This window comes from Streptomyces candidus, from assembly GCF_014207445.1.
Lineage (GTDB): Bacteria > Actinomycetota > Actinomycetes > Streptomycetales > Streptomycetaceae > Streptomyces > Streptomyces candidus.
Map to the genome: position 1 here is coordinate 14,493 of NZ_JACHEM010000018.1, position 26,697 is coordinate 41,189.

At 71.3% G+C, this 26,697-nt stretch carries 27 protein-coding genes and 1 pseudogene; 13 read left to right on the plus strand and 15 right to left on the minus strand.

Features of this window, described 5'->3' with window-relative positions; translation table 11 throughout:
- Positions 1-37: 37 nt before the first annotated feature.
- Both HNQ79_RS27850 and serB read left to right on the plus strand, forming a co-directional pair.
- Positions 38-1,771 (plus strand): streptophobe family protein, encoded by a 1,734-nt coding sequence (locus HNQ79_RS27850; protein WP_185035645.1) that lies wholly within the window; start codon positions 38-40, stop codon positions 1,769-1,771.
- A 151-nt stretch (positions 1,772-1,922) separates the two neighbouring features.
- Entirely contained in the window at positions 1,923-3,137 is a 1,215-nt protein-coding gene (gene serB, locus HNQ79_RS27855) for a phosphoserine phosphatase SerB (protein WP_185035646.1), read from the plus strand.
- A gap of 104 nt (positions 3,138-3,241) precedes the next feature.
- Here serB and HNQ79_RS27860 read toward each other — a convergent pair whose 3' ends face one another.
- From HNQ79_RS27860 to HNQ79_RS27870, 4 genes are all read right to left on the minus strand, one after another.
- A complete protein-coding gene (locus HNQ79_RS27860) occupies positions 3,242-3,760 on the minus strand; it encodes a SixA phosphatase family protein (protein WP_185035647.1) in 519 nt (172 codons plus the stop codon).
- A gap of 81 nt (positions 3,761-3,841) precedes the next feature.
- Entirely contained in the window at positions 3,842-4,048 is a 207-nt protein-coding gene (locus HNQ79_RS27865) for a hypothetical protein (RefSeq protein WP_221508226.1), read from the minus strand.
- Between the two features lie 153 nt (positions 4,049-4,201).
- The gene (locus HNQ79_RS34085) at positions 4,202-4,318 is read right to left on the minus strand and encodes an SGM_5486 family transporter-associated protein (RefSeq protein WP_260421832.1); all 117 of its coding nucleotides are present in this window, start codon (positions 4,316-4,318) and stop codon (positions 4,202-4,204) included.
- A gap of 77 nt (positions 4,319-4,395) precedes the next feature.
- Positions 4,396-5,742 (minus strand): CynX/NimT family MFS transporter, encoded by a 1,347-nt coding sequence (locus HNQ79_RS27870; protein WP_185035649.1) that lies wholly within the window; start codon positions 5,740-5,742, stop codon positions 4,396-4,398.
- A gap of 100 nt (positions 5,743-5,842) precedes the next feature.
- Between HNQ79_RS27870 and HNQ79_RS27875 the strand changes: the two genes are divergently transcribed.
- Positions 5,843-6,541, plus strand: a complete 699-nt coding sequence (locus tag HNQ79_RS27875; RefSeq protein WP_185035650.1) for a FadR/GntR family transcriptional regulator — start codon at positions 5,843-5,845, stop codon at positions 6,539-6,541.
- Positions 6,542-6,651: 110 nt separating this feature from the next.
- On the opposite strand, the pseudogene HNQ79_RS27880 reads toward HNQ79_RS27875, so the two are convergent.
- Positions 6,652-7,008: pseudogene (locus tag HNQ79_RS27880) on the minus strand (hypothetical protein); the annotation flags it as partial.
- Positions 7,009-7,181: 173 nt separating this feature from the next.
- Here HNQ79_RS27880 and HNQ79_RS34845 point away from each other — a divergent pair.
- The gene (locus HNQ79_RS34845) at positions 7,182-7,313 is read left to right on the plus strand and encodes a hypothetical protein (RefSeq protein WP_373312627.1); all 132 of its coding nucleotides are present in this window, start codon (positions 7,182-7,184) and stop codon (positions 7,311-7,313) included.
- A gap of 142 nt (positions 7,314-7,455) precedes the next feature.
- Here the strand turns inward: HNQ79_RS34845 and fabI are convergent, their stop codons facing one another.
- Together fabI and fabG are read right to left on the minus strand one after the other, a co-directional pair.
- Complete coding sequence (gene fabI, locus HNQ79_RS27885) at positions 7,456-8,217, minus strand: enoyl-ACP reductase FabI (protein ID WP_185035651.1); 762 nt, start codon at positions 8,215-8,217, stop codon at positions 7,456-7,458.
- Positions 8,218-8,222: 5 nt separating this feature from the next.
- Positions 8,223-8,939: a 3-oxoacyl-[acyl-carrier-protein] reductase gene (gene fabG / locus HNQ79_RS27890; RefSeq protein WP_185035652.1), complete on the minus strand. Its 717-nt coding sequence runs from the start codon at positions 8,937-8,939 to the stop codon at positions 8,223-8,225.
- 186 nt (positions 8,940-9,125) lie between these two features.
- Here fabG and HNQ79_RS27895 point away from each other — a divergent pair, with 186 nt between their 5' ends.
- From HNQ79_RS27895 to tyrS, 3 genes are read left to right on the plus strand one after another with little or no spacing between them, the layout of a single operon-like run.
- Positions 9,126-10,673 (plus strand): TldD/PmbA family protein, encoded by a 1,548-nt coding sequence (locus tag HNQ79_RS27895; RefSeq protein WP_185035653.1) that lies wholly within the window; start codon positions 9,126-9,128, stop codon positions 10,671-10,673.
- On the plus strand, positions 10,670-12,064 hold the full coding sequence (locus tag HNQ79_RS27900; protein ID WP_185035654.1) for a metallopeptidase TldD-related protein: 1,395 nt from the start codon (positions 10,670-10,672) through the stop codon (positions 12,062-12,064). Before HNQ79_RS27895 ends, HNQ79_RS27900 begins: the two co-directional genes overlap by 4 nt.
- A gap of 43 nt (positions 12,065-12,107) precedes the next feature.
- Positions 12,108-13,385: a tyrosine--tRNA ligase gene (gene tyrS / locus HNQ79_RS27905; protein WP_185035655.1), complete on the plus strand. Its 1,278-nt coding sequence runs from the start codon at positions 12,108-12,110 to the stop codon at positions 13,383-13,385.
- Positions 13,386-13,544: 159 nt separating this feature from the next.
- On the opposite strand, the gene HNQ79_RS27910 is transcribed toward tyrS, so the two are convergent.
- Positions 13,545-13,820 carry a GlsB/YeaQ/YmgE family stress response membrane protein gene (locus HNQ79_RS27910; protein WP_185035656.1) on the minus strand — a complete coding sequence of 92 codons (276 nt, stop codon included), beginning with the start codon at positions 13,818-13,820 and terminating at the stop codon, positions 13,545-13,547.
- A 212-nt stretch (positions 13,821-14,032) separates the two neighbouring features.
- On the opposite strand from HNQ79_RS27910, the gene HNQ79_RS27915 reads away from it, so the two are divergent.
- Both HNQ79_RS27915 and HNQ79_RS27920 read left to right on the plus strand, forming a co-directional pair.
- Complete coding sequence (locus tag HNQ79_RS27915; RefSeq protein WP_185035709.1) at positions 14,033-14,410, plus strand: DUF3099 domain-containing protein; 378 nt, start codon at positions 14,033-14,035, stop codon at positions 14,408-14,410.
- A gap of 197 nt (positions 14,411-14,607) precedes the next feature.
- Positions 14,608-14,850 (plus strand): hypothetical protein, encoded by a 243-nt coding sequence (locus tag HNQ79_RS27920; RefSeq protein WP_185035657.1) that lies wholly within the window; start codon positions 14,608-14,610, stop codon positions 14,848-14,850.
- A 70-nt stretch (positions 14,851-14,920) separates the two neighbouring features.
- Here HNQ79_RS27920 and moaA read toward each other — a convergent pair whose 3' ends face one another.
- The 3 genes from moaA to HNQ79_RS27935 all read right to left on the minus strand — a co-directional run bounded on the left by moaA (position 14,921) and on the right by HNQ79_RS27935 (position 18,062).
- A complete protein-coding gene (gene moaA / locus HNQ79_RS27925; protein ID WP_229923734.1) occupies positions 14,921-15,910 on the minus strand; it encodes a GTP 3',8-cyclase MoaA in 990 nt (329 codons plus the stop codon).
- Positions 15,911-16,059: 149 nt separating this feature from the next.
- Positions 16,060-17,700: a monocarboxylic acid transporter gene (locus tag HNQ79_RS27930; RefSeq protein WP_185035659.1), complete on the minus strand. Its 1,641-nt coding sequence runs from the start codon at positions 17,698-17,700 to the stop codon at positions 16,060-16,062.
- Positions 17,697-18,062: a DUF485 domain-containing protein gene (locus HNQ79_RS27935; RefSeq protein ID WP_185035660.1), complete on the minus strand. Its 366-nt coding sequence runs from the start codon at positions 18,060-18,062 to the stop codon at positions 17,697-17,699. Before HNQ79_RS27935 ends, HNQ79_RS27930 begins: the two co-directional genes overlap by 4 nt.
- A 266-nt stretch (positions 18,063-18,328) precedes the next feature.
- Between HNQ79_RS27935 and HNQ79_RS27940 the strand changes: the two genes are divergently transcribed.
- Entirely contained in the window at positions 18,329-19,858 is a 1,530-nt protein-coding gene (locus tag HNQ79_RS27940; protein WP_185035661.1) for a S8 family peptidase, read from the plus strand.
- Between the two features lie 27 nt (positions 19,859-19,885).
- On the opposite strand, the gene HNQ79_RS27945 is transcribed toward HNQ79_RS27940, so the two are convergent.
- The 4 genes from HNQ79_RS27945 to HNQ79_RS27960 all read right to left on the minus strand — a co-directional run bounded on the left by HNQ79_RS27945 (position 19,886) and on the right by HNQ79_RS27960 (position 22,652).
- Entirely contained in the window at positions 19,886-20,581 is a 696-nt protein-coding gene (locus tag HNQ79_RS27945; protein ID WP_185035662.1) for a lysoplasmalogenase, read from the minus strand.
- On the minus strand, positions 20,578-21,504 hold the full coding sequence (locus tag HNQ79_RS27950) for a sterol desaturase family protein (protein WP_185035663.1): 927 nt from the start codon (positions 21,502-21,504) through the stop codon (positions 20,578-20,580). The genes HNQ79_RS27945 and HNQ79_RS27950 overlap by 4 nt, the downstream gene beginning before the upstream one ends.
- Positions 21,505-21,597: 93 nt before the next feature.
- Positions 21,598-21,867 (minus strand): Clp protease N-terminal domain-containing protein, encoded by a 270-nt coding sequence (locus tag HNQ79_RS27955; RefSeq protein WP_185035664.1) that lies wholly within the window; start codon positions 21,865-21,867, stop codon positions 21,598-21,600.
- 74 nt (positions 21,868-21,941) lie between these two features.
- Complete coding sequence (locus tag HNQ79_RS27960; RefSeq protein WP_185035665.1) at positions 21,942-22,652, minus strand: VIT1/CCC1 transporter family protein; 711 nt, start codon at positions 22,650-22,652, stop codon at positions 21,942-21,944.
- A 285-nt stretch (positions 22,653-22,937) separates the two neighbouring features.
- Here HNQ79_RS27960 and HNQ79_RS27965 point away from each other — a divergent pair, with 285 nt between their 5' ends.
- The 3 genes from HNQ79_RS27965 to HNQ79_RS27975 all read left to right on the plus strand — a co-directional run bounded on the left by HNQ79_RS27965 (position 22,938) and on the right by HNQ79_RS27975 (position 26,694).
- Complete coding sequence (locus HNQ79_RS27965; RefSeq protein WP_185035666.1) at positions 22,938-23,936, plus strand: DEDDh family exonuclease; 999 nt, start codon at positions 22,938-22,940, stop codon at positions 23,934-23,936.
- A gap of 57 nt (positions 23,937-23,993) precedes the next feature.
- Positions 23,994-24,800 (plus strand): SURF1 family cytochrome oxidase biogenesis protein, encoded by an 807-nt coding sequence (locus tag HNQ79_RS27970; RefSeq protein ID WP_185035667.1) that lies wholly within the window; start codon positions 23,994-23,996, stop codon positions 24,798-24,800.
- Between the two features lie 64 nt (positions 24,801-24,864).
- Entirely contained in the window at positions 24,865-26,694 is a 1,830-nt protein-coding gene (locus tag HNQ79_RS27975) for a glycoside hydrolase family 15 protein (RefSeq protein ID WP_185035668.1), read from the plus strand.
- Positions 26,695-26,697 lie beyond the last annotated feature (3 nt).

A 26,697-nucleotide genomic window follows, 5' to 3' on the forward strand; every position in this document is an offset into this window, starting at 1 on the left:
GCAATCCATGTCGTACCGGTACAGATCGGGTGGCCTGATGGATGCGAACGGTCGGGTCGGCGTGCGTTGGGGCGATGTGGTGCTCGCCTCGATTGCCTCTGTGAGCTGGGCTTTGGCGGGAATGGCGGGCGTCGCCGCGCTGGGGCTGCACCTGCTGGGCGCGGACTCGGCCGGGTCGCTGCGGGCCATGACGGCGGCGGTCGTCGTCCTCGCGGTGGGCGGCTCCGTCACCCCGACCGGGAACGTCTCAGCCTTCGGGATCGAGAGCGCCGCGGCACGGACGGCCGTCGATATTGCGCCACTTGGTGTGGGTCTGGTCGGCGCGCTGCTCCTGTCCTTCTCCTTCCTGCGGTCGCTCAAAAGCGCGGGAGCGGAGATTCCGGGCGCCGAACTGGCCGTCCGGGCGGGCTCGGTCGCGGTGCTGTTCCTGGGCACGCTGGCCGGCCTCGCCTGGGCGGGTCACGACGTCATCACAATTGACGGCGGAAAGCTCGGAATCGACGGAATTCCCGGGAACGACCTCCCCGGCGGCATCCAGGACCGGCTTCCGGGGGCGATCGGCGGCCTTCTTCCGGACCGGATCTCCGACCTCGTCGACGCGAAGGCGACGGTCGGGTTCGGCGTCGACACGGCGGACTCGCTGCTCGGCGGTGCGGTGTGGGTGGTGGGCGTGCTGCTGATCGCGCTGCTCGCCTCGCGCCGTACGCCGTTGCCGCCCGGCTGGGACGCGGTGCACCGGGTGCTCCGCCCGGCCGCGTCCGCGCTGGTCGCCGTGGGGCTGCTGGCGGTGCTCGCGGGCGTCGCGGCGGCCGGGTACGCGGCGGCGGGCGACGACCACCCGGGCCGGGTGCTGGGCGCCGCGCTGCTCGGGGCGCCGAACGGGGTGTGGCTCGGCGTCGCGGTCGGGCTGTTCGTCCCCTGGCAGGGGCACGCGTCGGGACAGCTGGCGAACGTCCTGCCTGCGCCTTTCGACGAGCTGCTGTCCGCGTCCGGCGACCGGGCGTTGAGCGTGGGACGGCTCGCGGAGCTGGACGGGCGGGTGTGGCTGCTCGCTGTCGCCGCCGCCGTGGCGATGCTGTGCGCCGGGGTCGTCGCGGCGTCGCGGACACCGCGCGACGGCCTGTCGGCGGTGGAGTACACGGGACAGTGCGCGGTGGCGCTGGGGGCCGTGACCGGTGTCGGGCTGCCGCTGATGACGTGGCTGGCCGGGGTCTCGGCGGACGCGTCGCTGTCGGTGCTCGGCTTCGACGCCTTCGGGGCGGGGATCTCGCTGCGCGGGAACCTGGCGACGGCGTTGCTGCTGGGGGTGGCCTGGGGGGCCGGGGCGGGCACGGTCGGCGCGCTGCTGGCCTGCGCGACGGGGGCGGACGGCCGGCGGGCGGTGGTGCCGACGGAGCGTGGGGGCGGGGCCCGGGCGGGGAGGGGGCAGCGGACGTATCCGGATCTGGCGTACGTGCCGGGGCCGTATCGTCCTTCGCCGCGGTACGGCCCCGACCAGGACGGGACGAATCCGTATCTGCGGGCGTCGGACGGGGGTGGAAGGCCGCCCTCGTCCACGCCGCGGCCGGCCGGGGGGCAGGGCTCGGCTGCGCACCGCGGGGCGCAGGACGCCCGGCACGCGGCGCCGACGGTCACGGGGATTCCCGGGCCGCCGAGGCCGCCGGAGGTGCCGGGGCGCGGGCGGCGTGGGACCGTTCCGCCGGTGCCGCCTCCTCCTCCGCCGCCGTCCGGTGAGGGGCCGCCGCCGCCGGGGAGGCCCGGACGGAAGTGAGGGGCCGGAGCGGATGCCGTGGCCCGCGGCGCCCGTCCTGCCCGCCGCGCGAGCCCGCCCGCCGTTCGTGCCGGGCGCTCGCCCGTGGCGCTGTCCGCCAGTCGGGACAGGTGCCGGAAGTGCGGCGCCGGGCCGATACGGTGGGGGAACCATGAGCGCACTGCCGAACAACGACGTCCCGACCCTCCTCGTGAAGATCTTCGGGAAGGACCGTCCCGGGATCACCGCCGGACTCTTCGACACCCTGGCCGCCTACGGCGTCGACGTCGTCGACATCGAGCAGGTCGTCACCCGTGGCCGCATCGTCCTGTGCGTGCTGGTCACCGAGCCCACCGTGGCCGCCGCGGGCGAGCTGCGGGCGACCGTGCACAGCTGGGCCGACTCGCTGGATCTCCAGGCCGAGATCATCTCGGGCACGGGCGACAACCGGCCGCGTGGCAGCGGCCGTTCCCACGTCACCGTGCTGGGCCATCCGCTGACGGCCGAGTCGACGGCGGCCATAGCGGCCAGGATCACCGACACCGGTGGAAACATCGACCGCATCTTCCGGCTGGCCAAGTACCCGGTGACCGCCGTGGAGTTCGCGGTCTCCGGCACCGCGACGGAAGCGCTGCGCACCGCTCTGGCGACCGCTGCCGCGGAGATCGGCGTGGACGTGGCCGTCGTGTCGGCGGGCCTGCACCGACGCGCCCAGCGGCTCGTCGTGATGGACGTCGATTCGACGCTCATCCAGGACGAGGTGATCGAGCTGTTCGCCGCGCACGCGGGCTGCGAGGCGGAGGTGGCCGCCGTCACCGAACAGGCGATGCGCGGGGAACTTGACTTCGAGCAGTCGCTGCACGCACGCGTGGCGCTGCTGGAGGGGCTGGACGCCGAGGTGGTGGAGAAGGTCCGCGCGGAGGTGCGGATGACTCCGGGCGCCCGGACCCTGGTGCGGACGCTGAAGCGGCTCGGGTATCAAGTCGGCGTGGTGTCCGGGGGGTTCACCCAGGTCACGGATGCGCTGAAGGACGAGCTGTCGCTCGATTTCGCGTCCGCCAACACGCTGGAGATCGTCGACGGGAAGCTGACGGGCAAGGTCGTCGGGGAAATCGTGGACCGGGCGGGCAAGGCACGGCTGCTGCGCCGGTTCGCCGCGCAGGCCGGGGTCCCGCTCGATCAGACGGTGGCGATCGGTGACGGCGCCAACGACCTCGACATGCTCAACACGGCGGGGCTGGGCGTCGCGTTCAATGCCAAGCCGGTGGTACGGCAGGCCGCCGACACCGCGGTGAACGTGCCGTTCCTGGACACCGTCCTGTATCTGCTGGGCATCACCCGCGAAGAGGTCGAAGCGGCGGACGGGGACGTCGTCCACCTGCACTGAGGGCGGGACGTATTCCCCGCGTGCGGGCGGGGGCGGGAAGGAAGAGGGCCCCGGGAGCGAGTGCTTCCCGGGGCCCTGCCGGTACGTGGTGCGGCGGACGCGGATCAGTCGTGCGGCGCCCAGTAGCCCGTGAGCCTGCCCGTTCCGTGCTCCACCGACTTCCAGGAGCCGGTGAACTCGACGATGGCGTACGTCGCCGTGGGAAAGCCGCTCCGGGTCATCCGGGCCAGTGCCTCGGGGTCGGCCTGCCCGGCGAGGGCGTCGGCCAGTGCGTGCATCCCGGGGTTGTGACCGATGAGGAGGAGGTCTGCCACGTCGTCGGGCGTCTCGTTGACGAGGGCGATGAGTTCGCCGAGAGAGGCTTCGTAGAGCCGGTCCTCATAGACGGTCCTCGGCCGGCGCGGCATCTCCTGCACGGCCAGCTTCCAGGTCTCGCGCGTCCTCGTGGCGGTCGAGCACAGGGCCAGGTCGAAGGCGAGGCCGGTGTCGGCCAGCTTCCGGCCTGCGGTGGCGGCGTCCCTGCGGCCCCGGTCGGCGAGCGGTCGCTCCAGGTCGGACGCATCTGACCACTCGGCTTTGGCGTGCCGGAGAAGGACGATCCTGCGGGGTGTGTCGGCGCTCATGCACCCCAGCTTCGCATGAAACGCGCGCCGGGGCCCGGGGAGTTGGTGCGCTCCCCCGACACGGGTGAACGGCTGGATCCGTCAGAGCGACAGGGCGCCGAGGATCCGCTCCACCAGGTACGCGAGGCCCGGCGCGTCCGACGCCGCCACCGCGGCGCTCGCGTGGCCGGATCCGGCTGTCAGGACGAGCAGGACGGCGAAGGCGACGGCCGGGAGCACCACGGACCACCAGGGAAGGCGGCTGCCGAGGGCGGCGGTGCGGCGTGCGGGGTGCGTGGGGGCCGACATGGGCCGCCTCCGTGGGTGCGGTATCCGGTGGGACACCTCGAACCTACGGAGTACCAGCGCCCGCGCCCATCCGGAGAACTCCCCATTCACCCCTGAGTACAGCCCCCTAGGGGAGGGTGGGGACAGCCCCACCCTCTGCCCTGTCTCCCCCGGTCACGGGGAGAGGATCATCGCGACGACGGCGATGATCACGGTGATGGAGAGCATGGCGCCGAGCACGTACAGGAGCTTTTTGCGGCCGTTCGGGGGGTGGGGGTCGAGTACAGGCATGGCAGTCAGTCTCGCACCCTTCGTCCCTCCCCCGCTCGTCCCTCCCCGCCGGACCCGCCGGTGGCACGGGGCACCGGTCAGGTGGCCAGTTCGATCTCGATCGTGCGGTTGCGGCCGGCCAGGACACCGGCGGCCATCTGCGGCAGCATCAGCCCGGCCATCAGCGCGATGGGCAGCCCCCAGCCGCCGGTCGCGTCGTGCAGTACGCCGATGAGCAGCGGGCCAGGGATGGAGATGAGGTAGCCGACGCTCTGCGCGAAGGCCGACAGCTTGACGACGCCCTGGTGGCTCTTGGCGCGCAGCCCGATCATGGTGAGGGCCAGCGGGAACGCGCAGTTGGAGACGCCGAGCAGGAGGGCCCACGCCCAGGCGCCGCTCGCCGGGGCGAGGTAGAGGCCCGCGTATCCGGACAGTCCGCACAGGCCCAGGACGAGGACGACGGGGCCCTGGCTGGGGAGGCGGGTGGCGACGCGCGGGATGACGAAGGCGAGCGGGATGCCCATCGCCATGGTGAGGGCCAGCAGCATGCCGGAGGTGCCGGCGGAGAGGCCGGCGTCGCGGAAGATCTGCGGCATCCAGCCCATGGTGATGTACGCGGCGGTGGCCTGGAGGCCGAAGAAGCAGGCCAGCGCCCAGGCGGTGCGGCTGCGGACCATGGGCAGGGCGGGGGCGGGGACCGGAGCTTCGGCGGCGGACTCCACGGCCTCGGCGCCCGGGGTCCGGGGCTGCGGCTTCGTACCGGCGGCGGGCCGGGTCCGGTCGCGACCGTGCCGGACGGCCAGCGGCAGCCATACGCACAGGGCGAGCGCGGCGAGGATGCCCCACACGGCGAGGCCGGTCTGCCAACTGCCGCCCAGCGCCTTGGTCATGGGCACGGTGGACAGGGCGGCCAGCGAGGTGCCGATGGCCAGTGCCATGGAGTACAGGCCGGTCATCGTGGAGACCCGGTCCGGGAACCACTGCTTGACGATCGCCGGGAGCAGGATGTTGCTGACCGCGATGCCGACGAGGGCGAGCGCGCTGGCGGCGAGGAAGCCCGCCGTGCCGCCGGCGTACGGGCGCAGGAACAGGCCGATCGCGATGGCGGTCATGCCCGCGCAGACGATGGTGGCGGGTCCGAACCGGCGGGCGAGGCGCGGGGCCATGATGCCGAAGACCGCGAAGCACAGGGACGGTACGGAGGTGACGAGGCCGGCGACGGCGCCGCTCATCCCGAGCCCCTTGCGGACCTCTTCGAGGAGGGGCCCGAGGCTGGTGATGGCGGGCCGGAGGTTGAGCGCGGCGAGGACCAGGCCGACGACCATGAGCCGCAGGAGCCAGACCGAGCGGTGCGGCTTCCCGTCCGGGCTCCGCACAGCGGCCGTGCGGTGCTCGCGTGCGGCGCGGGGCTCGGGGCTCAGGGTCCGGGTTTCGTCGACAGGCATGTGAACCATCATAGAATCATGGGATGATTGGTTGTCCAATCGCTTCCCGGCCGGAGCCCGACGGCACCCGAGCCCTCTTTGACCCCGAACGAGGAGCACCATGACGCTGACCTCCGCCCGGCGTTCCGCACTCTCCGACCAGGTGATCAGCGCCCTGCGGAACCAGATCACCTCCGGCGAGTGGCCGGTGGGGTCGCGCATTCCGACCGAACCCGAGCTGGTCGAGCAGTTGGGGGTGGCCCGCAACACGGTCCGCGAGGCGGTGCGCGCGCTCGCGCACAACGGCCTGCTGGACATCCGGCAGGGCTCGGGTACGTATGTACGGGCGACGAGCGAGCTGGCGGGCGTCATGCACCGCCGCTTCGCGGACGCCGATCCGCTGCACATCGCCGAGCTGCGCTCCACCCTGGAGTCCTCGGCCGGGCGGCTCGCCGCGCAGCGCCGCACCGAGAAGGACGTCAGGCAGCTGGACGCACTGCTCGCGCGACGCGAGGAGGCGTGGGAGTCGGGGGACGCGGAGCAGTTCGTGACGGCCGACGCCTCGCTGCACCTGGCGGTGGTGACGGCCTCGCACAACGACGTGCTGATCGGGCTCTACGCCGACCTCGGCGACCTGCTGCGGGACTGGCTGCGCGACGATGTCGGGCACGAGCTGCGGCCCGAGGACCACATGGACCACGGCCGGCTGATCGAGGCGATCCGGGCGGGCGACGCGGAGGCGGCGGCGTCCGAGGCGGCGGGTTACGCGTTGAACTGCCTGTCGGAGCGCGGCTGCCGTACCGGGGGCACGCCCGGCTGAGGTCAGCCGCCGGTGAGGTGCCGTGGGAGGAGTTCGCCGGTGAGCTGCGGCTCGAAGTGGCGGCCGGGTTCCTGGACGTGACCCGGTGCGTGCGGCGGATCCGCCGGCTCGGGGGCGCGCGCGTGGGTGACCCAGGTGCTGCTCACCTCCTTCCAGCAGCGACCGGACAGCCGTACGGTCTCGGCGGGGCCCACGGCGACCGGGGCGCTGTCACCGTCGATGTCCCACCAGCGCCTGCACTCGGTGTGCAGTTGGACCAGGTCGGTCTCCGGATACGGGTTGTGGCAGTACGCGACGGACTCGGAGCGCTCGATCGACGTACGGCAGAAGGCGCCGAAGGGGACCGGGCGGGGGGAGTGGGAGGCGGCGGGCGGAGCTGCGGACGTCGGGGTTCCGCCGGGTATCGAGGCGTGCGCGGCCGCTCCGGCGAGGCAGGCGGCCAGGGCGACCGAGGACAGGGCGAGCACCGCGCGTCCCCCGTGTCTGCCGTATGTCGTCACCGGCTGCCCCCGCCTTCTTCCCTGCGTTCCACCCACGGACGAGTACCGTCCCGTTTCGGACAGTCTGCGATGGTTGCGCGGGGTTTTCGACTTGAGGGGGGCCTGACGAGCACGTTCCGTCGCGGAGGGACGTCTTCGTGGTGGACGGGCTGCCGGGGAGCCCGCTGGATCCGTCGTCGAGGCCGGACGGGACGACGTCACGGGTGGCGCTGGACGCCCCGCGGGGGTCGGCTTCCACGGGGTGCGGGTACGGCCGGCCCCGGAGCGGGTGACGGCGGCGCGGCGGGTCCTGGGCGCGTAGCGCGGGCGGGCGGGGTGCGGGGCCGCGCTGCGGAGACTCGGCCACACGCGCCGGAGCGCCGGCCGGGCCGGGGGTGTCGGCCGGACCGGCGCTCCGGTGCGCACTGCGGAAAGTCAGGCGCCCATCATGTGCACGCCGCCGTCGACGTGGATGATCTCGCCCGTCGTCTGCGGGAAGAAGTCCGACAGCAGGGCCACGATGCCCTTGCCCGCGGGCTCCGGGTCGCCCATGTCCCAGTTCAGCGGGGAGCGGGTGTTCCAGATGTCCGCGAGGTCGGAGAAGCCCGGGATGGACTTGGCCGCCATGGAGCCGAGCGGGCCCGCGGAGATCAGGTTGCAGCGGATCTTCTCCTTGCCCAGGTCGCGGGCGAGGTAGCGGCTGGTGGCTTCGAGGGCCGCCTTGGCCGGGCCCATCCAGTCGTACTTCGGCCACGCGAACTGCGCGTCGAAGGTGAGGCCGACCACCGAGGCACCGTCGCTGAACAGCGGACGGCAGGCCAGCGTCAGCGACTTCAGGGAGTACGCGGAGACGTGCATCGCCGTCGACACGTCCTCGAAGGTGGCTTCGAGGAAGTTGAAGGCGCCCGGCGGGGCGAAACCGATGGAGTGCACGACGCCGTCGAGCGAACCCAGTTCCTCGCGGACGAGGCCTTCCAGGCGGTCCAGGTGCTCCTGGTTGGTCACGTCCAGCTCGATGACCTTCGCGGGCTTCGGCAGCTTCTTCGCGATGCGCTCGGTCAGCGTGGGGCGGGGCCAGGCCGTCAGGATGACGTTGGCGCCCTGCTCCTGGGCCACCTTGGCCGCGTGAAAGGCGATGGAGGACTCCATCAGCACACCCGTGATGAGGATGTTCTTGCCTTCGAGGATTCCACTCATGGCGATCAGTGACCCATGCCCAATCCGCCGTCAACCGGGATGACGGCTCCAGTGATGTACGACGCGTCGTCGGAGGCGAGGAACTTCACCGCGGCGGCGATCTCCTCCGGCTGTGCGTACCGGCCGAGCGGGACCTGGGCGACGATGCCCTTGCGCTGCTCGTCCGTGAGTGCCTGGGTCATGTCGGTGTCGACAAACCCGGGCGCGACGACGTTGAAGGTGATGTTGCGCGAACCCAGCTCGCGGGCGAGTGAGCGCGCGAATCCGACCAGACCGGCCTTGGAGGCGGCGTAGTTCGCCTGCCCGGCGGAGCCGAGCAGGCCCACGACCGAGGAGATCAGCACGACGCGGCCCTTCCTGGCGCGCAGCATGGCGCGGTTGGCGCGCTTCACGACCCGGAAGGTGCCGGTGAGGTTGGTGTCAAGGACGGACGTGAAGTCCTCCTCGGACATGCGCATCAGGAGCTGGTCCTTGGTGACGCCGGCGTTGGCGACCAGCACCTCCACGGGACCGTGCTTCTCCTCGATCTCCTTGTAGGCCTGCTCCACCTGCTCGGTGTCGGTGATGTCGCACTTGACGGCGAGGAAGCCCGCCTTTTCGAGGTCCGACGGGTCACCCGAGCGGTACGTGATCGCGACCCTGTCGCCGTTGTCGGCGAAAGCGCGGGCGATGGCGAGGCCGATGCCCCGGTTTCCTCCGGTGACGAGAACCGAGCGGCTCAACGGATCACCCTTTCGATAGCGGTGTGGTACCGACCGAAACTATCGGTACCGGGGCCCGTACGGAGAATCGGGCCCTGACAGGTCGGCCATCCGCCCGCTGTCGGATCCCTACAGAAAGTGTCTGTGCACGGGAGTCCCGGACGCGACATGATCGGACCGACCTCGTCTCGACGACAGGAGACATCCGTGCCGCATTCCCCTCATCCCCGTTCCCCTCATCCGGTCGACCCGTCCTTCACCGCGCTCCCCCTGCGCGCCCTCGCCGACGCCGCGCTCGCGCGGGCCCGTGCGCTGGGCGCCGAGCACGCCGACTTCCGGCTGGAGCGGGTACGCAGTGCCTCCTGGCGGCTGCGGGACGCCAGACCGTCCGGGTCCAGCGACTCCACCGACCTCGGGTACGCGGTACGGGTGGTGCACGGCGGGGCCTGGGGGTTCGCGTCCGGGGTGGATCTGTCCATGGACGCCGCCGCCCGGGTCGCGGGGCAGGCCGTGGCGATGGCGAAGCTGTCGGCCAAGGTGATCAAGGCCGCCGGTTCGGACGAGCGGGTGGAACTGGCCGACGAACCCGTGCACGAGGACCGGACGTGGGTCTCCTCGTACGGGATCAACCCGTTCGACGTCCCCGGCGAGGACAAGAGCGCCCTGCTCGCCGACTGGAGCGCGCGGCTGCTGCGGGCGGACGGGGTCGCGCACGTCGACGCCTCGTTGCTGACCGTGCAGGAGAACAAGTTCTACGCCGACACCGCGGGCACCGTGACGACGCAGCAACGCGTGCGGCTGCACCCTCAGTTGACGGCCGTGGCGGTGGACGAGACGTCCGGGGGGTTCGACTCCATGCGGACGATCGCACCGCCGGCGGGCCGCGGCTGGGAGTACCTGACGGGCACCGGGTGGGACTGGGACTCCGAACTGGAGCAGATCCCCTCGCTGCTGGCGGAGAAGATGCGCGCGCCGAGCGTCGAAGCGGGCACCTACGACCTGGTCGTCGACCCGTCGAACCTGTGGCTGACCATCCACGAGTCGATCGGGCACGCCACCGAGCTGGACCGCGCGCTGGGGTACGAGGCCGCGTACGCCGGGACGTCGTTCGCGACCTTCGACCAGCTCGGGAAGCTGGCGTACGGGTCGTCGGTGATGAACGTGACCGGCGACCGGACGGTGGAGCACGGGCTCTCGACGATCGGGTACGACGACGAGGGCGTCGCCGCGCAGTCCTGGGACCTGGTGAAGGACGGGACGCTGGTCGGTTACCAGCTCGACCGCAGAATGGTCAGACTGACGGGGCTGGGCCGGTCCAACGGGTGCGCGTTCGCCGACTCCCCCAGGCACGTGCCCGTGCAGCGGATGGCGAACGTGTCGTTGCAGCCGGAACCGGGAGGGCTGTCGACCGAGGACCTCATCGGAGGTGTGGAGCGCGGCATCTACGTGGTCGGCGACCGGTCGTGGTCGATCGACATGCAGCGCTTCAACTTCCAGTTCACCGGGCAGCGCTTCTTCCGCATCGAGAACGGAAGGCTCGCGGGCCAGTTGCGGGACGTGGCCTACCAGGCGACGACCACCGACTTCTGGGGCTCGATGGAGAAGGTCGGCGGTCCCCAGACGTACGTCCTGGGCGGCGCGTTCAACTGCGGCAAGGCCCAGCCTGGCCAGGTCGCCGCCGTTTCGCACGGCTGCCCCTCCGCCCTCTTCCGGGGCGTCAACATCCTGAACACCACGCAGGAGGCAGGGCGATGAGCCGCGCGAGCAGCAAGCCGTACGAGATCGTCGAGCGGGCTCTGGAGCTGTCCACCGCCGACGGGTGCGTGGTGATCGCGGACGAGCGGTCGTCGGTGAATCTGCGGTGGGCGGGCAACGCACTCACCACGAACGGGGTGACGCGCGGGCGCTCGCTCACGGTGATCGCGACCGTCGACGGCGCCGAGGGAACCGCTTCGGGTGTCGTGTCGCGGTCCGCGGTGACGGCCGGGGAGCTGGAGCCGCTGGTACGGGCGGCCGAGGCGGCGGCACGGGCGGCGGGCCCGGCGGAGGACGCACAGCCGCTGGTCACCGGGGTACCGGTGTCGGCGGACTTCCGGGACGCGCCCGCCGAGACCTCCCCGGGCGTCTTCGACGCGTTCGCGCCCGCTCTCGGGGAGGCCTTCGCCCGTGCGCGGTCCGGCGGCCGGGAACTGTACGGGTTCGCGCACCACGAGATGACGTCCAGCTATCTGGGCACGTCGACGGGGCTGCGCCTGCGGCACGACCAGCCCAACGGCACCCTGGAGGTGAACGCCAAGTCCCCCGACCGTACGAAGTCGGCGTGGGCCGGGCGCTCCACCCGGGACTTCACGGACGTCGACCCGGCCGCACTGGACGAGGAGCTCGCGAAGCGCCTCGGGTGGGCACAGCGGCGCCTGGACCTGCCCGCCGGGCGGTACGAGACGCTGCTGCCGCCCAGCGCCGTCGCGGACCTGCTCGTGTACCAGCTGTGGTCGTCGGGGGCGCGGGACGCGGTGGAGGGACGCACGGTGTTCTCCAGGCCCGGCGGCACGACCCGGCTCGGCGAGAAGCTCTCCGGCCTGCCGCTGACGCTGCGCAGCGACCCGCAGGCACCGGGGCTCCAGTCCGCGCCGTTCGTGCTGACGCACTCCTCGGGCGGGGACTCGTCCGTGTTCGACAACGGGCTGCCGCTGGCCCCCACCGAGTGGATCAAGGACGGGAGGCTGGAGCGGCTGATCACCACCCGCAGCACCGCCGCCCTGACCGGGCTGCCGGTGACACCGGACGTCGACAACCTGATCCTCGACGCGGGCGGCACGAAGACGCTGGACGAGATGGTCGCCGCCACCGGGCGCGGACTGCTGCTGACCTGCCTGTGGTACATCCGCGAGGTCGACCCGGCGACGCTGCTGCTGACCGGTCTGACCAGGGACGGCGTGTATCTGGTGGAGAACGGCGAGGTGGTCGGCGAGGTGAACAACTTCCGGTTCAACGAGTCGCCGGTGGACCTGCTGTCGCGGGCCACGGAGGCCGGTGTCACCGAGAAGACGCTGCCGCGCGAGTGGGGCGACTGGTTCACCCGGGCCGCGATGCCCGCCCTGCGGGTGCCGGATTTCAATATGAGTTCTGTCAGCCGGGGCGTATAACCTCGGTCAGCACACACCGCACATCTGAGGAGATACGAGAATCGTGACGGACATCGTCGACGAGCTGAAGTGGCGCGGGCTGTTCGCCCAGTCCACTGACGAAGACGCACTGCGCAAGGCGCTCGCGGACGGCCCCGTCACGTTCTATTGCGGCTTCGACCCGACTGCGGCGAGCCTGCACGTGGGGCACCTGGTGCAGGTGCTCACCATGCGCCGGCTGCAGCAGGCGGGTCTGCGCCCGCTGGCGCTGGTCGGCGGGGCGACCGGGCAGATCGGCGATCCGCGGCCCACCGCCGAGCGCACGCTGAACGACCCGGAGACCATCAGGGAGTGGGTGGACCGGCTGCGCTCGCAGATCGAGCCGTTCCTCGACTTCGACGGCTCGCGCAGCGCCCACCCGGCGACGATGGTGAACAATCTGGACTGGACCGGCGGCATGTCGGCCATCGAGTTCCTGCGGGACATCGGCAAGCACTTCCGGGTCAACAAGATGCTCACCAAGGACTCGGTGGCCCGTCGGCTGGAGTCCGACCAGGGCATCAGCTACACCGAGTTCAGCTACCAGCTGCTCCAGGGCATGGACTTCCTGGAGCTGTACCGCCGCTACGGCTGCACCCTCCAGCAGGGCGGCAGCGACCAGTGGGGCAACCTCACCGCCGGCCTGGACCTGATCCACCGCGTCGAGCCGGAGGCACAGGTGCACGCGCTGGCGACGCCGCTGATGACGAAGGCGGACGGCACCAAGTTCGGCAAGACCGAGGGCGGGGCCGTCTGGCTGGACCCGGAGATGACGACGCCGTACGCGTTCTACCAGTTCTGGCTGAACGTGGACGACCGGGACGTCTCGAAGTACCTGCGCATCCTCAGCTTCCGTACGCGGGCGGAGCTGGAGGAGCTGGAGGCGCAGACCCAGGAGCGTCCGCAGGCGCGGGCCGCCCAGCGTGCGCTGGCCGAGGAGCTGACGACGCTGGTGCACGGCGCGGACCAGTGCGCCGCCGTCGTCGCCGCGTCGAAGGCGCTGTTCGGGCAGGGCGAGCTGTCCGAGCTCGACGAGCCGACCTTGCAGGCCGCCCTGAGCGAGCTGCCGCACGCCCGGGTCGAGGCGCTCGGACCGGTCGTGGACCTGTTGCTCGCGGCCGGTCTGGCGCCCAGCAAGGGCGGCGCGCGGCGCACCATCAAGGAGGGCGGCGCGTACGTGAACAACGTCAAGATCGCCGCCGAGGACGCCGAGGTCACCGTCGGCCAGCTGCTGCACGGCCGCTGGCTGGTGCTGCGCAAGGGCAAGAAGAACCTCGCGGCGATCGAGATCACGGCGGGCTGAGGGCCCTCCGCACGAAAGCTGCCGCCCGTACGGGAGCCGCCGCGGCTGCCTGCCGTACGGCGTCCTGGCGGGTACGGCGGGCGGTGTGATGTACGAGGTGGTGGGCCGGAACCCCGTCGGGGTTCCGGCCCACCGCCGTTCCTCGGCCGGGTCCCTGTCTCAGGCGCGCCGTCGGTTGCCGCGCAGCGAGGCGTAGATCGCGTCGCCCACACCCACGACGACCACCGCTCCCACGACCTGGAGGAGGTGCCGTCCCCAGTCGATGCCCTTGGTGTCGTTGATGCCGAACTGGGTGGCCATCCAGTTGCCCAGGACCGCTCCGATGATGCCGAACACCGTCGTCAGCCAGAGCGGGATCTGCTGTTTGCCCGGGATGATCGCCTTGGCGATCAGACCGAGCACCAGCCCGACGATGATTGCCCACAACCAACTCATGTCGCCTCCTCGTACCGGCGCGGATGTGCGCTGTGATCGAGTCTGACGCCGTCCCCCGTACGGCGCATGTCGGACACCGCCATACGCGGGACGCCGGTCCCCCTCCGTCCGGGCCCGGCCGCCCCCGCTCTGCCGCCTGTCGGAGTACGGGCGTACCGTGGAAGGTGTCCGGGCCGGGGAGCGCCCGGCTCTGGAAACGGGTGGTGGAACGTATGCGGAAGCTGCGCGGAGCCGAAGTCGTCCGGATCACCGGCGCGCGGCAGTCGCTCGCCGACGACGTCCGGGGCAGGCAGCGCCGGTACATCATTTCGATGTCGGTCAGGACGGTGGCGGTCATTCTCGCCGCGGTGCTGTGGAACGTGGAACGGCACGTGGCGATCGTGGCGCTGGTGGCCGGTGTGCTGCTGCCGTACGTGTCGGTGGTGATCGCGAATGCGGGCCGGGAGACGGTGAAGGTGATGCCGTCGACGTTCATTCCCGCGCCGGTACGGCCCGCTCTCGGGCCGGCGCTGGAAGGCACGGTGATGGGTCCGGACGAGGGACCGAAGCGCGCGGAACCCGCCAACGACCCACAGGGCCGGAGCATTTAGTACCGGCCAAGGTCGGGAAAAGCTCAGATCAATCACGCGGTTCCGGTGCACCGCACCCCGTCCCCCGTGACATACTTCGTAGGCGCTCCGCATCCCCCGTCGGAGCGACGGACCGACGCCGGGCAGCTCCCCCCGTGGCTGCTCGGCGTCGCCTTTGTTCGGGCCCCTTCTGTGCGGCCCCCGTTGGGAATTCAGCTGTGAGTGACGAGACCCCCATCTGCTCCGCCAAGGGATGCCGTGCGGCCGCCGACTGGGTGCTGGCCTGGAACAATCCGAAGCTGCACACGCCCGAGCGGCGCAAGACGTGGCTCGCGTGCGAGGAGCACCGTGAGCACCTGTCGCAGTTCCTGGGGGTACGGAGCTTTCTCAAGGATGTCGTGACGCTCGACGACTGGGAGCGGGAGCGCACGGGACCGGAGGACCCGGCCGCCGGGCGCTGACCGCGGGCCCCTCGGGGGCAGCGCGCTCCGGCCCGCGGGCCGCTCCGGTGCCACTGTGCCGGGCGGACGCTCAGCCGCCGATCGCCGACATCGGGCGGTCCGGCTGGAGAAACGTCGGGTCGTCGAGGCCCGAGCCCGCCTTCTTGCCCCACATGGCGACCTTCCACAGCTCCGCGATCTCGCGGTCCGTGGCCTCCGAGCGCAACGCCGCACGCAGGTCGGACTCCTCACGGGCGAACAGGCAGGTACGCACCTGGCCGTCGGCGGTGAGCCGGGTGCGGTCGCAGGCCCCGCAGAACGGGCGGGTCACGGAGGCGATGACGCCGACCCGGTGCGGGCCGCCGTCGACCACCCAGCGCTCGGCGGGCGCCGACCCGCGCTCGCGCTCGCCCTCCTCGGTGAGGGTGAAACGGGTGCGCAGCGATTCCAGGATGTCCCCGGCGGTGATCATGCCGTCGCGCTTCCAGCCGTGCTGGGCGTCGAGCGGCATCTGCTCGATGAAGCGCAGTTCGTACTCGTTCTCCACGGCCCAGGCGAGGAGGTCGGGGGCCTCGTCGTCGTTGAGGCCGGGCATCAGGACGGCATTGACCTTGACCGGGGTGAGCCCTGCCGTGCGGGCGGCCGCCATGCCGTCGAGGACGTCGCGGTGCCGGTCGCGGCGGGTGAGGGTCTTGAAGACGTCGGGGCGCAACGTGTCCAGGGAGACGTTGACCCGGTCCAGGCCGGCCGCCTTGAGGGCGGCGGCGGTGCGCTTGAGTCCGATGCCGTTGGTGGTCAGCGACATCTTCGGGCGGGGCTCCAGGGCGGCGCACTGCTCGACGATGGAGACCAGGCCGGGGCGCAGAAGGGGTTCGCCGCCGGTGAAGCGCACCTCGGTGATGCCGAGGTCGGTGACGGCGATGCGGATGAGTCGGACGATTTCGTCGTCGCTGAGGAGTTCCTGCTTGCCGAGCCATTGCAGGCCCTCTTCCGGCATGCAGTACGTGCAACGCAGGTTGCACTTGTCCGTCAGCGAAACACGCAGGTCGGTGGCGACCCGGCCATAGGTGTCGATGAGCACTGTGGGCCCCCTCCCCGATGGGTGTCTGTTGTATTCGACACTACGCGACGACACCGACAACGCCGGGAAGAGATTTCCACGAGGGACGGCGGGGCCGCGTCGTAGGTCCCTACGACGCGGCCCCGGAATGCTGCGGGACAACGGGTGGCTCAGTGCGCCCCGGTGCCCGTGAGGGACTTGACCTCCAGCTCGGCGTACTTGCCCTTGTCGGGCTCCTCCTTGGTGAGGACCGAGCCGAGCCAGCCGAGCAGGAAGCCCAGCGGGATCGAGATCAGGCCGGGGTTCTCCAGCGGGAACCAGGCGAAGTCGACGCCCTTGAACATGGACGTCGGCTTGCCGGAGACGACGGGCGAGAACAGGACGAGGAAGACGGCCGTGAAGAGACCGCCGTAGATCGACCACAGGGCGCCCTGGGTGGTGAACTTCTTCCAGAACAGGCTGTAGAGGATCGTCGGCAGGTTGGCGGAGGCGGCGACCGCGAAGGCGAGGGCGACGAGGCCGGCGACGTTGAGGTCACGGGCGAGGGCGCCGAGCGCGATCGAGACGACGCCGATGAAGACGGTGGCCCAGCGGGCGGCCCTCATCTCCTCCTTCTCGGTGGCCTTGCCGCGCCGGATGACGTTCGCGTAGATGTCGTGCGCGAACGACGACGACGAGGCGAGGGTGAGGCCCGCGACGACCGCGAGGATCGTGGCGAAGGCGACGGCGGAGATCACGGCGAGGAGGATCGCGCCGCCGGTGGAGCCGGAACCGCCGCCGATTTCGAGCGCGGCCAGCGGGGCCGCGGTGTTGCCCGCCTTGTTGGACGAGGTGATGTCCTCGGGCTTGAGGAGTGCTGCCGCGCCGAAGCCGAGCACGATCGTCATCAGATAGAACGCGCCGATGATGCCGATCGCCCAGTTCACGGACTTGCGGGCGGCCTGGGCGGTGGGAACCGTGTAGAAGCGGATCAGAATGTGCGGCAGGCCGGCGGTGCCCAGCACGAGGGCGATGCCGAGCGAGAGGAAGTCCAGTTTGCTCATCGCGCTGACGCCGTACTTCAGGCCCGGCTCCAGGAAGCCTTCCTTGCCGCTGTTGGTGGCGGCCGCGCCCAGCAGGTCGGAGACGTTGAAGTTGAACTTCAGCAGGATCAGGAAGGTGATCAGCAGGGTGCCCGCGATGAGCAGGACCGCCTTGACCATCTGCACCCAGGTGGTGCCCTTCATGCCGCCGATGGTGACGTACACGATCATCAGGATGCCGACCAGGGCGACGATGGCGATCTTGCCGCCGTCGCTGGTGATACCGAGGAGCAGCGAGACGAGGACGCCCGCGCCCGCCATCTGCGCCAGCAGGTAGAAGATCGACACCACGATGGTGGAGGTGCCCGCCGCGGTCCGCACCGGGCGCTGTTTCATGCGGTACGCGAGGACGTCGCCCATCGTGTACCGGCCGGAGTTGCGCAGCGGCTCGGCGACGAGGAGCAGTGCGACCAGCCAGGCGACGAGGAAGCCGATGGAGTACAGGAAGCCGTCGTAGCCGAAGAGGGCGATGGATCCGGCGATGCCGAGGAAGGACGCGGCGGACATGTAGTCGCCGGAGATCGCCAGGCCGTTCTGGAAGCCGGTGAACTGGCGGCCGCCCGCGTAGAAGTCGGAGGCGCTCTTGGTCTGCTTGCCGGCCCAGACGGTGATGCCGAGGGTGGCGACCACGAAGAGGCCGAAGAGGGTGATGATCAGCGGACGGTGTTCGCTCGCGCCCTCGCCGGCGGCGAGCTGCCAGCCCGGGTGGGTCGGGTCGAGAAGGTTCATTCTCCGGCCTCCAGACGGGACTTGATGGCGGCCGACTTGGGGTCGAGCTTGGTCGCCGCGTGCCGCGAGTAGAACCAGGCGATGAGGAAGGTCGTCAGGAACTGGCCGAGGCCGAAGACGAGAGCGACGTTGATGTTGCCGAAGACCTTCGTGCCCATGAATCCGCCGGCGTAGTTCGACATCAGTACGTACAGCAGGTACCAGGCGATGAACGCGAGGGTGAGGGGGAAGGCGAAGGAGCGGTGGGCACGGCGCAGTTCGCCGAATTCCGCACTCTCCTGCACCTCGACGAACTTCTCCGTCGTGGGCCCGGCAGGGCTGGTGTCCGATCCGCCCTGGGGCGGTGGTGCCTCGGTGGTCACGGAATCTCCTCGCGACGCGGGTGGGGTGGGTGTCGGGGTGGAGCGGCTCAAAATGACCTCACGGGGAAGGGGTGGTTGGTGCTGCCTCCCCCTGACAACGGCACGGTCCGCGTGGCGACTCGGTTCACGGGTCGTGTTTTCTTTTCCGAACTCGTTGTCCGAACTCATTGATCCGGCGGGTTGATCGGCGATAGCTTCGCTGGTCATGTACCCGTCCAACCGCAGATGTGCGGTAGGGCGTTCGGCACGGATGATGTGGAGAACCCATGGCTCATCTGGGAACCAGACGGTCGCGCGCACTGGCGCTGCCCGTCGGGCTTGCACTGACTGCCTCGCTCGGCTTCCTGCCGATGACCTCGGCGACGGCGGCCCCCGTGGAGGAGGTTGCGGCTGCCGCCCCCGTCGCGGACGGCCCGAAGCTGTCGTACGTGGTGAACATCAGCGGCGGCAAGTCCACCGCGGCGTCGGTCAAGAAGGCGATAGCCAAGGCCGGCGGCACCATAGTGGTGTCGTACGACAAGATAGGCGTCATCGTCGTCACCTCCCAGAACCCCGAGTTCGGGAAGCAGATCCGCACGGTGCGCGGCGTCGACTCGGCCGGTGCCACCCGCACCGCTCCGATCCAGGTCGCCGCCACCACGGAGGAGGGCTCCACGGAGCGGCTCACCGCGAGCGAGGCGCAGGCCGCCGCGAAGAAGGCGACCGCGGCCGAGGACCCGCTGGAGCCGCTGCTCTGGGCACTGCCGGCCATCCGCGCGGACAAGGCGCACCAGAAGACCCTCGGTTCCAAGAAGGTCAACGTCACCGTCATCGACACGGGTGTCGACGACACCCACCCGGACCTGGCGCCGAACTTCGACGCCAAGAGCTCGGCGAGCTGCGTCGGCGGCAAGGCGGACACCACGGCCGGTGCGTGGCGTCCGAAGGCCGACGAGTCCGACCACGGCACGCACGTGGCGGGCACCATCGCCGCCGCGAAGAACGGCGTCGGCGTCACGGGCGTCGCCCCGGGCGTGAAGGTCTCCGGCATCAAGGTCGCCGACGCGACCGGCTTCTTCTACACCGAGGCCGTCGTCTGCGCGTTCATGTACGCCGCCGAGCACGGTGCGGACGTCACGAACAACAGCTACTACACCGACCCGTGGATGTTCAACTGCAAGGACGACCCGGACCAGGGCGCCCTCGTGGAGGCCACGGACCGGGCCCACGGGTACGCCTGGAAGAAGGGCACGATCTCCGTCGCCTCGTCGGGCAACTCGAACTTCGACCTCGCTGCCAAGGAGATCGTCGACACGACGAGCCCGAACGACTCCACGCCGGGTTCGCGGACGATCGACCCGAAGAAGTGCCTCGACATCCCGATGCAGCTGGACGACGTGCTGACGGTCTCCGCGACCGGCGCCAAGAACCTGAAGTCGTCGTACTCCAACTACGGCAAGGGTGTCATCGACATCGCCGCTCCCGGCGGCGACCGCACGGCGTACCAGGCGCCGGAGGGCCCGGCCGTCGACGGCCGGATCCTGTCGACCGTGCCGGGCGGCTACGGCTACAAGAACGGCACCTCGATGGCGTCGCCGCACGTCGCGGGCGTCCTCGCGCTGCTGAAGTCGACGCACCCGAACGCCACTCCGCGCCAGCTGGAGCGGATGGTGACGACGCACGCCGAGAGCACCCCGTGCGGTGAGCCGTACGACATCAACAAGGACGGCAAGATCGACGCGGTCTGCGAGGGCGGCGTGAACGACAACGGCTTCTACGGAGCCGGGATCATCGACGCCCTGCGCGCGGTGCGCTAGACGGCACCGCCGGGCACTGGTCAGGAGTCAACGGGGCGGGGAGCTGCGCGTGTCCCGCCGGTCGCGGACGTTCCGCGGCCGGTGGCGCGGCGCCCCGCCCTCCTTGCTGCCCGGTGCCCCGAGTACCCCGAGTGCCAGCAGGAGTTGGGCCGCGGTGTAGGTGCCCATGACCCAGAAGTCGGGCGCGGGCGGCTGCGGCCACTGGGCGACGCCGGTGGCGATGAGGGTGTCGGAGAGCAGGAACAGGGCGCCGCCCGCACCCGCGTACGGGCCGAGGCCGCCGGCCCGGAACGCCATGCCGGTGAGCAGCAGGCTGTACCCGGCGACCGGGACGCGCATGTCGGCCGGCAGGTCGGGCCAGAGCAGGACGACGACGGCGACGAGCGCGAGCGCGTACCCGGCGCCGAGCGGGCGGCTCACCGGTGCGCCCCGGAAGAGCAGCAGGTAACAGACGTGCCCGAGGGCGAAGGACCCCATGCCGAGCAGGAAGGCCGGGTCCGCGTCGAAGAGCAGCGCGACGTCGCCGCCCCAGCCGAGGAGCAGCGCCACGACCAGCAGGCGCGGTCCGCCGCGCGCGGCCACGTACCCGGCGAGCAGCGGCATCAGGAGCGGTTTGGCCGTCGCGTGCACCGCCCACGCCCCGGCGAGCAGTCCGGCGAGGTCGACGGCGGCGGCGCAGAGGAAGGCGGCGAGCAGGGCGCGGGACAGCCGGCCACGGGTCACGCGGCGGGCTCCGGCTGCTGCGCGGTGGCGGTCGTGTCCGCCGGGGTCGCGGTCGTCTCGACCGGGGTCGCGGTCGCACCGGCCGGGGTCGCGGTCCCCGGCTGCCAGCCGGGCCCCGCGAAGACGCGTCCCGCGCGCTCCCGCCAGGTGCGCGCGGCGCGTACGTCACGGGCGATGGCGGCGTACTCGTGGGTGGCGACGCGCAGCGGGTTGTAGGTTTCGATGTTCTTCGTCAGCCCGTAGACGGGGCGGTCGGTCTCGCTCACGAACGAGCGGAAGAGCCGGTCCCAGACGATCAGGATGCCGCCGAAGTTGCGGTCCAGGTAGCCGCCCTGCGAGGCGTGGTGCACCCGGTGGTGCGAGGGCGTGTTGAGGACGTACTCGAAGGGCCTGGGCAGCTTGCCGACCCGTTCGGTGTGCACCCAGAACTGGTAGACGAGGTTCGCGGACGAGCAGAACGCGAGGGCGGCCGGATGCACTCCGCAGGCGATGAGCGGCAGGTAGAACGGCCAGACGGTGAGCGTCGTCCAGGGCTGGCGCAGCGCGGTGGTGAAGTTGAACTTCCGGCTGGAGTGGTGGACGACGTGGCAGGCCCACAGGATGCGGACCACGTGGTGGCCGCGGTGCGACCAGTAGTAGAAGAAGTCCTGTGCGAGCAGCATCAGCGGGATCGTCCACCACAGCACGGGGACGCGGGCGGGCGTCAGTTCGTACACCGCCGTGTAGACCGCGACGATGGGGATCTTCCACAGGAGGTCGAAGCCGATACTGCCGAGCCCCATGGTGATGCTGGTGGCGGCGTCCTTGGTCTCGTACCCCTCGGCGTCGTCGTCGGGATGCAGGCGGTAGCTCACGATTTCGAGCACGGTGAGCAGGACGAAGGCGGGTATCGACCACAGCACGACATCGGGCAGGTTCGGCATGCCCGCACGATAGAGGCGCGGGCGGGGGCCCGACTAGAGGTTGTTACCCACAAGTATGTAAGAAGTCCCGTCAGGAACGGGGGCGGTGCGGGGTCAGGGGCGCGGCCGGTCGGTGTGCCGGTTCTCGTGGTACGTGGGTGACGTGACGAGCGTCAGCAGCCGCTTGTCGATGTCGGAGGGCTCGACCAGTTCGGCGAGCACCTGCGTCGGCACGGCGTCGGGGTCGCGCAGCAGCGCGAGCATCAGGTGTTCCGCGCCGGTGTGGCGGTGCCCGAGGGAGACGGCGATGCGGCCCGCCTCGGCCACCAGGGCGTCAAAGCGCGGCGTCGTACAGGGAGTTGTGTCGTGCGCCATACGGTCCATGCCCACCATGGTGGCGAAGGTCCGTGCGACGGGGCACCCCCTCGGCCGGACAAAAACCACGCGGTGCCCCGCCGTTACACGCCCACCGCGCCCAGCAGGGTTCCCGCCAGGTACGTCACCGCCATCGCGAGCGCCCCGCCCGCCATGTTCCGCCACACCGCCGGCCTGGGCGGTGCGGCACCGAGCCGGGCGCTCCCCCAGCCGGTGAACGCGAGGGCGAGCAGCACCGAGACCACCGTCACCGGCAGCCGCCACGACTGCGGCGGCAGGATGATCGCGAGGAGCGGGAGCAGTGCACCGACGGTGAAGGCGGCGAAACTCGCCCAGGCCGCGTGCCAGGGATTGGTGAGTTCGTCGGGGTCGATTCCTAGCTCCACACGCGCGTGCGCGCGCAAGGCGTCGCGCTCGGTGAGCTGTTCCGCGGCCTCCCGGGCCAGCTCGGGGGTCAGGCCGCGGCTCTGGAGGAGCTGGGTCAGCTCGTCCAGTTCCTCCTCGGGCTGCTCCCTCAGTTCCCGCTTCTCCAGCGCCAGGGCGGCCTTCTCCGCGTCGCGCTGCGTCGACACGGAGACGTACTCGCCCGCCGCCATCGACATGGAGCCCGCGAGGAGGCCGGCCAGACCGGCCGTCAGGAGGGTGGCACGGTCGTCGGTGGCTCCGGCGACGCCCACGACGATGCCCGCAGTGGAGACGATGCCGTCGTTCGCGCCGAGGACCCCGGCCCGCAGCCAGTTGAGGCGGGATCCGAGGTCCTCGTGGTGGGGTTCGTACCCCTGCGTGTCGCTCACCCCGCGAGGATTCCACCCCGCCGTTCCCCGGACGCGTACCGACCCGCCCGGCGCGACGGCGGGCGCGGCGCCCCGCTCTGGTGGCTGTTGGACCGGTCGCCGTACTCGCGGCGCGGAGCGCGTCTCGGCGGGGATGGTTCCTTGCGCCACCGGGCGGCGCCCCAACCCCCGCGCGACCCTTCCTCGTTGTGCCGCGGACACCGGGCGGCGAGGGTCTCCTCGCGACCGCCGGGACGGGGCAGACCTGGGCGAATAGGGGACTGTCAGTCCCGGCCCGTATTCTCTGTGACCATGCTCGATGACCAGACGACAGCGGCAGCACCCTGGCCGACCGCCTACCCGCAGGGGTACGCGGTCGTCGACGTGGAGACCACGGGGCTCTCCCGCGACGACCGCATCATCTCCGCTGCCGTCTACCGGCTGGACACGCACGGCGACGTCGTCGACCACTGGTACACGCTCGTCAACCCGGAACGGGACCCGGGCCCCACCTGGATCCACGGCCTGACCAGCGACGTGCTGCGGAGCGCGCCGCTGTTCCCGGAGGTCGTGGGCGAGCTGTCCGACCGGCTCGACGGGCGCGTCCTGGTCGCGCACAACGCGATGTTCGACTGGTCGATGCTGGCCCGCGAGTACGCACGGGCCGGGCACACCGCCCCGGTGCAGCACCGGCTGTGCACGATCGCGCTCGCCAAGGAACTGGCGCTGCCGCTGCCCAACCACAAGCTGGCCTCGCTGGCCGCGCACTTCGGCGTCGTGCAGCAGCAGGCGCACCACGCGCTGGACGACGCGCGGGTGCTCGCCGAGGCGTTCCGGCCGAGCCTGCACGCGGCGGCCCGCGGCGGGGTACGGCTGCCGCTCCTGGAGTGCCGGCCGCTCACCGAGTGGTCGGACGCCCCGCCCCGGCCCCGGATCGGCTACCAGCCTTCGTACGGCGGAGGCAACGGCGGCCCCACGAGCTGGCGGCCCTCCCGCAGGCGGCCGGCCTGCCCGTACCCCAACCCCGGCCGCTACCGGGCGGACCAGCCGTTGATGCAGGGGATGCGGGTGGCCTTCTCCGGCGACACCTCCGTGGACCGCGACCTGCTGGAGGACCGTACGGTCGAGGCGGGGCTGCACGTCGCGACGAGCGTGTCCCGGCTCACCAGCCTCCTGGTCACCAACGACCCGGACTCGGCGACCTCCAAGACGCTCAAGGCCAAGGCCTTCGGCACGCCCGTCGTCGACGAGGCCGCGTTCACCCACCTGCTCCGCGACGTGGCGCCGGCACCTTCGGACGGGTGAGGGCGGGCCGGGCAACCCGCCCGCCCGGGGTCTCCTCCCGCCAGGTACCGTCGATGCGTGTACCGCTTCCTGTTGTCCCGGCAGTGGGTGTTCCTCACCCTTTTCGTGCTCGTCCTCGTCCCGACGATGGTCGAGCTCGGCTTCTGGCAACTCCACCGCCACGAGCACAGGGTCGCGCAGAACCAGCTGATCGCCGGGAACCTCGCCGCCCCGCCGAAGCCCGTGGGCGAGCTGACCGCCCCCGGCCACACCGTCCCTCGGGCCGACTTCTGGCGCACCGCGACGGCCACCGGGACCTTCGACACCACGCACGAGGTCGTCGTGCGGCGCAGGACCTCACGGGACGACCAGGTCGGTTTCCACGTACTGACCCCGCTGGACCTCAAGGGCGGCGGCACGGTCCTGGTGAACCGCGGCTGGGTGCCCTTCGGCTCCGACCAGCAGCAGTTCCCGCATATCCCGGAGCCGCCCCGGGGCGAGGTGACCGTCACCGGCCGGCTCAAGGCCGACGAGACGACCTCCGGCAGCGGCATCAAGGACCTCGCGGGGCTGCCGCCGCGGCACGTCATGCTGATCAACAGCGAGCAGCAGTCGAAGCTGCTCGGCCGTCCCGTACTCGGCGGCTACCTCGAACTGACGAAGCCCGTCCCCTCCGACGGCAGTCCCGAGACGATCGGCGTGCCGGACTCGGAGTCGATCGGCGCGCACATGGCGTACGCCGTCCAGTGGTGGCTCTTCGCGGCGAGCGTGCCGGTCGGCTGGGTCGTTCTCGTACGGCGCGAGAAGCACGAGCGGGACGAGGCGGCGGCCCGCGCCGCGACGGAGGACACCGGGGCCGCCGAGCCCGCCACCGCCTCGGCGTAGCAGCCCGCGGTCGTCCCCGGCCCGCGTGGATTGGTCCCGCTCGTCACCGGGCAGACGCCTGAGCGTGACCCAACGCATCGAGGACTACGCACTCATCGGGGACCTCCAGACCGCCGCACTCGTCGGCCGTGACGGCTCTCTGGACTGGCTCTGCCTGCCCCGCTTCGACTCCGCGGCCTGTTTCGCCGCCCTGCTCGGCAACGAGGAGAACGGCCACTGGCGGATCGCTCCCGAGTCCTCCGCCACCTGCACCTCCCGCTCGTACCTGGGCGACTCGCTCGTCCTGGAATCGGTGTGGGAGACCCGCTCGGGGACGGTCAAGGTCACCGACTTCATGCCGCAGCGGGACATCGCCCCCGACGTCGTGCGCATCGTGGAGGGCCTGTCCGGCGAGGTCGAAATGCGCTCCACGCTCCGGCTGCGCTTCGACTACGGCAACGTCGTCCCGTGGATGCGGCGCACCGACGGCCTGCGGGTCGCGGTGGCGGGTCCCGACGCGGTCTGGCTGCGCGACGTGCCCAGCTCCGACCGGGTGAAGGTCAAGACGTGGGGGCAGCAGTACAGCACCCGCTCCTCCTTCGCCGTGCGCGAGGGCGAGAAGGTGGCGTTCGTCCTCACCTGGCACCCCTCGCACGAGCACCGCCCGGCGCTCATCGACCCGTACGAGGCGCTGGAGCACAGTCTGGAGGACTGGGCGCTGTGGGCGGCCAAGTGCACGTACGAGGGCCCCTACCGGGAGGCCGTGCTGCGCTCGCTCATCACGCTCAAGGCCCTCACCTACGCACCCACCGGCGGCATCGTCGCCGCTCCCACCACCTCCCTGCCCGAGCAGATCGGCGGGGTCCGGAACTGGGACTACCGCTACTGCTGGCTGCGCGACTCCACCCTCACCCTCGGCGCGCTGCTCGCCGCCGGGTACGTCGACGAGGCGGCCCACTGGCGCGACTGGCTGCTGCGCGCGGTCGCCGGAGACCCCGCCGACCTGAAGATCATGTACGGGCTGGCGGGCGAGCGCAGGCTGCCGGAGACGGAACTGCCGTGGCTGTCCGGATACGAGGGTTCCGCCCCGGTGCGGATCGGGAACGACGCCGCCGAGCAGCTCCAGCTCGACGTGTACGGCGAGGTCATCGACTCCCTCTACGTCGCGCGCGGCTCGGGTCTCGCCGTCAAGCCGCACGCCTGGAACCTCCAGCTCAGTCTGCTCGGCTTCCTGGAGACGATGTGGCGCGAACCGGACGAGGGGCTGTGGGAAGTACGCGGCCCGCGCAGGCACTTCGTGCACTCGAAGGTCCTGTCGTGGGTGGCCGCCGACCGCGCGGTCCGCACCCTGGAGGCGGACCCCACGCTGCCCGGCGACGCGGCGCGCTGGCGGGCGATGCGCGACGAGGTGCACCGCGAGGTCTGCGAGAAGGGCTACGACCCGGAGCGCAACACCTTCACCCAGTCGTACGGCTCGCAGGAACTGGACGCGGCGACCCTCCTGATCCCCATGGTGGGTTTCCTGCCACCGGACGACCCGCGCGTGGTGGGCACGGTCGAGGCGGTGCGCAGCGAACTCGCCCGGGACGGCAGCTTCGTCCGCCGCTACAGCGCGGACGAGACGGGCGACGGGCACCGGGTGGACGGCCTGCCCGGCGGCGAGGGCACGTTCCTGGTCTGCTCGTTCTGGCTCGCGGACGCGCTGCTGATGACGGGCCGGGTCAAGGAGGCCCGCGACCTCTTCGAGAAGCTCCTGGCCCTGCGCAACGACGTGGGGCTGCTCGCCGAGGAGTACGACCCGCTGGCGGGCCGTCTGCTGGGCAACTTCCCGCAGGCGTTCAGCCACATCGGCCTGGTGGGTACGGCGTTGGCACTGGCCCGGGAGGACGCCGCCGCGACGGAGGGTGCAGGATAGCGC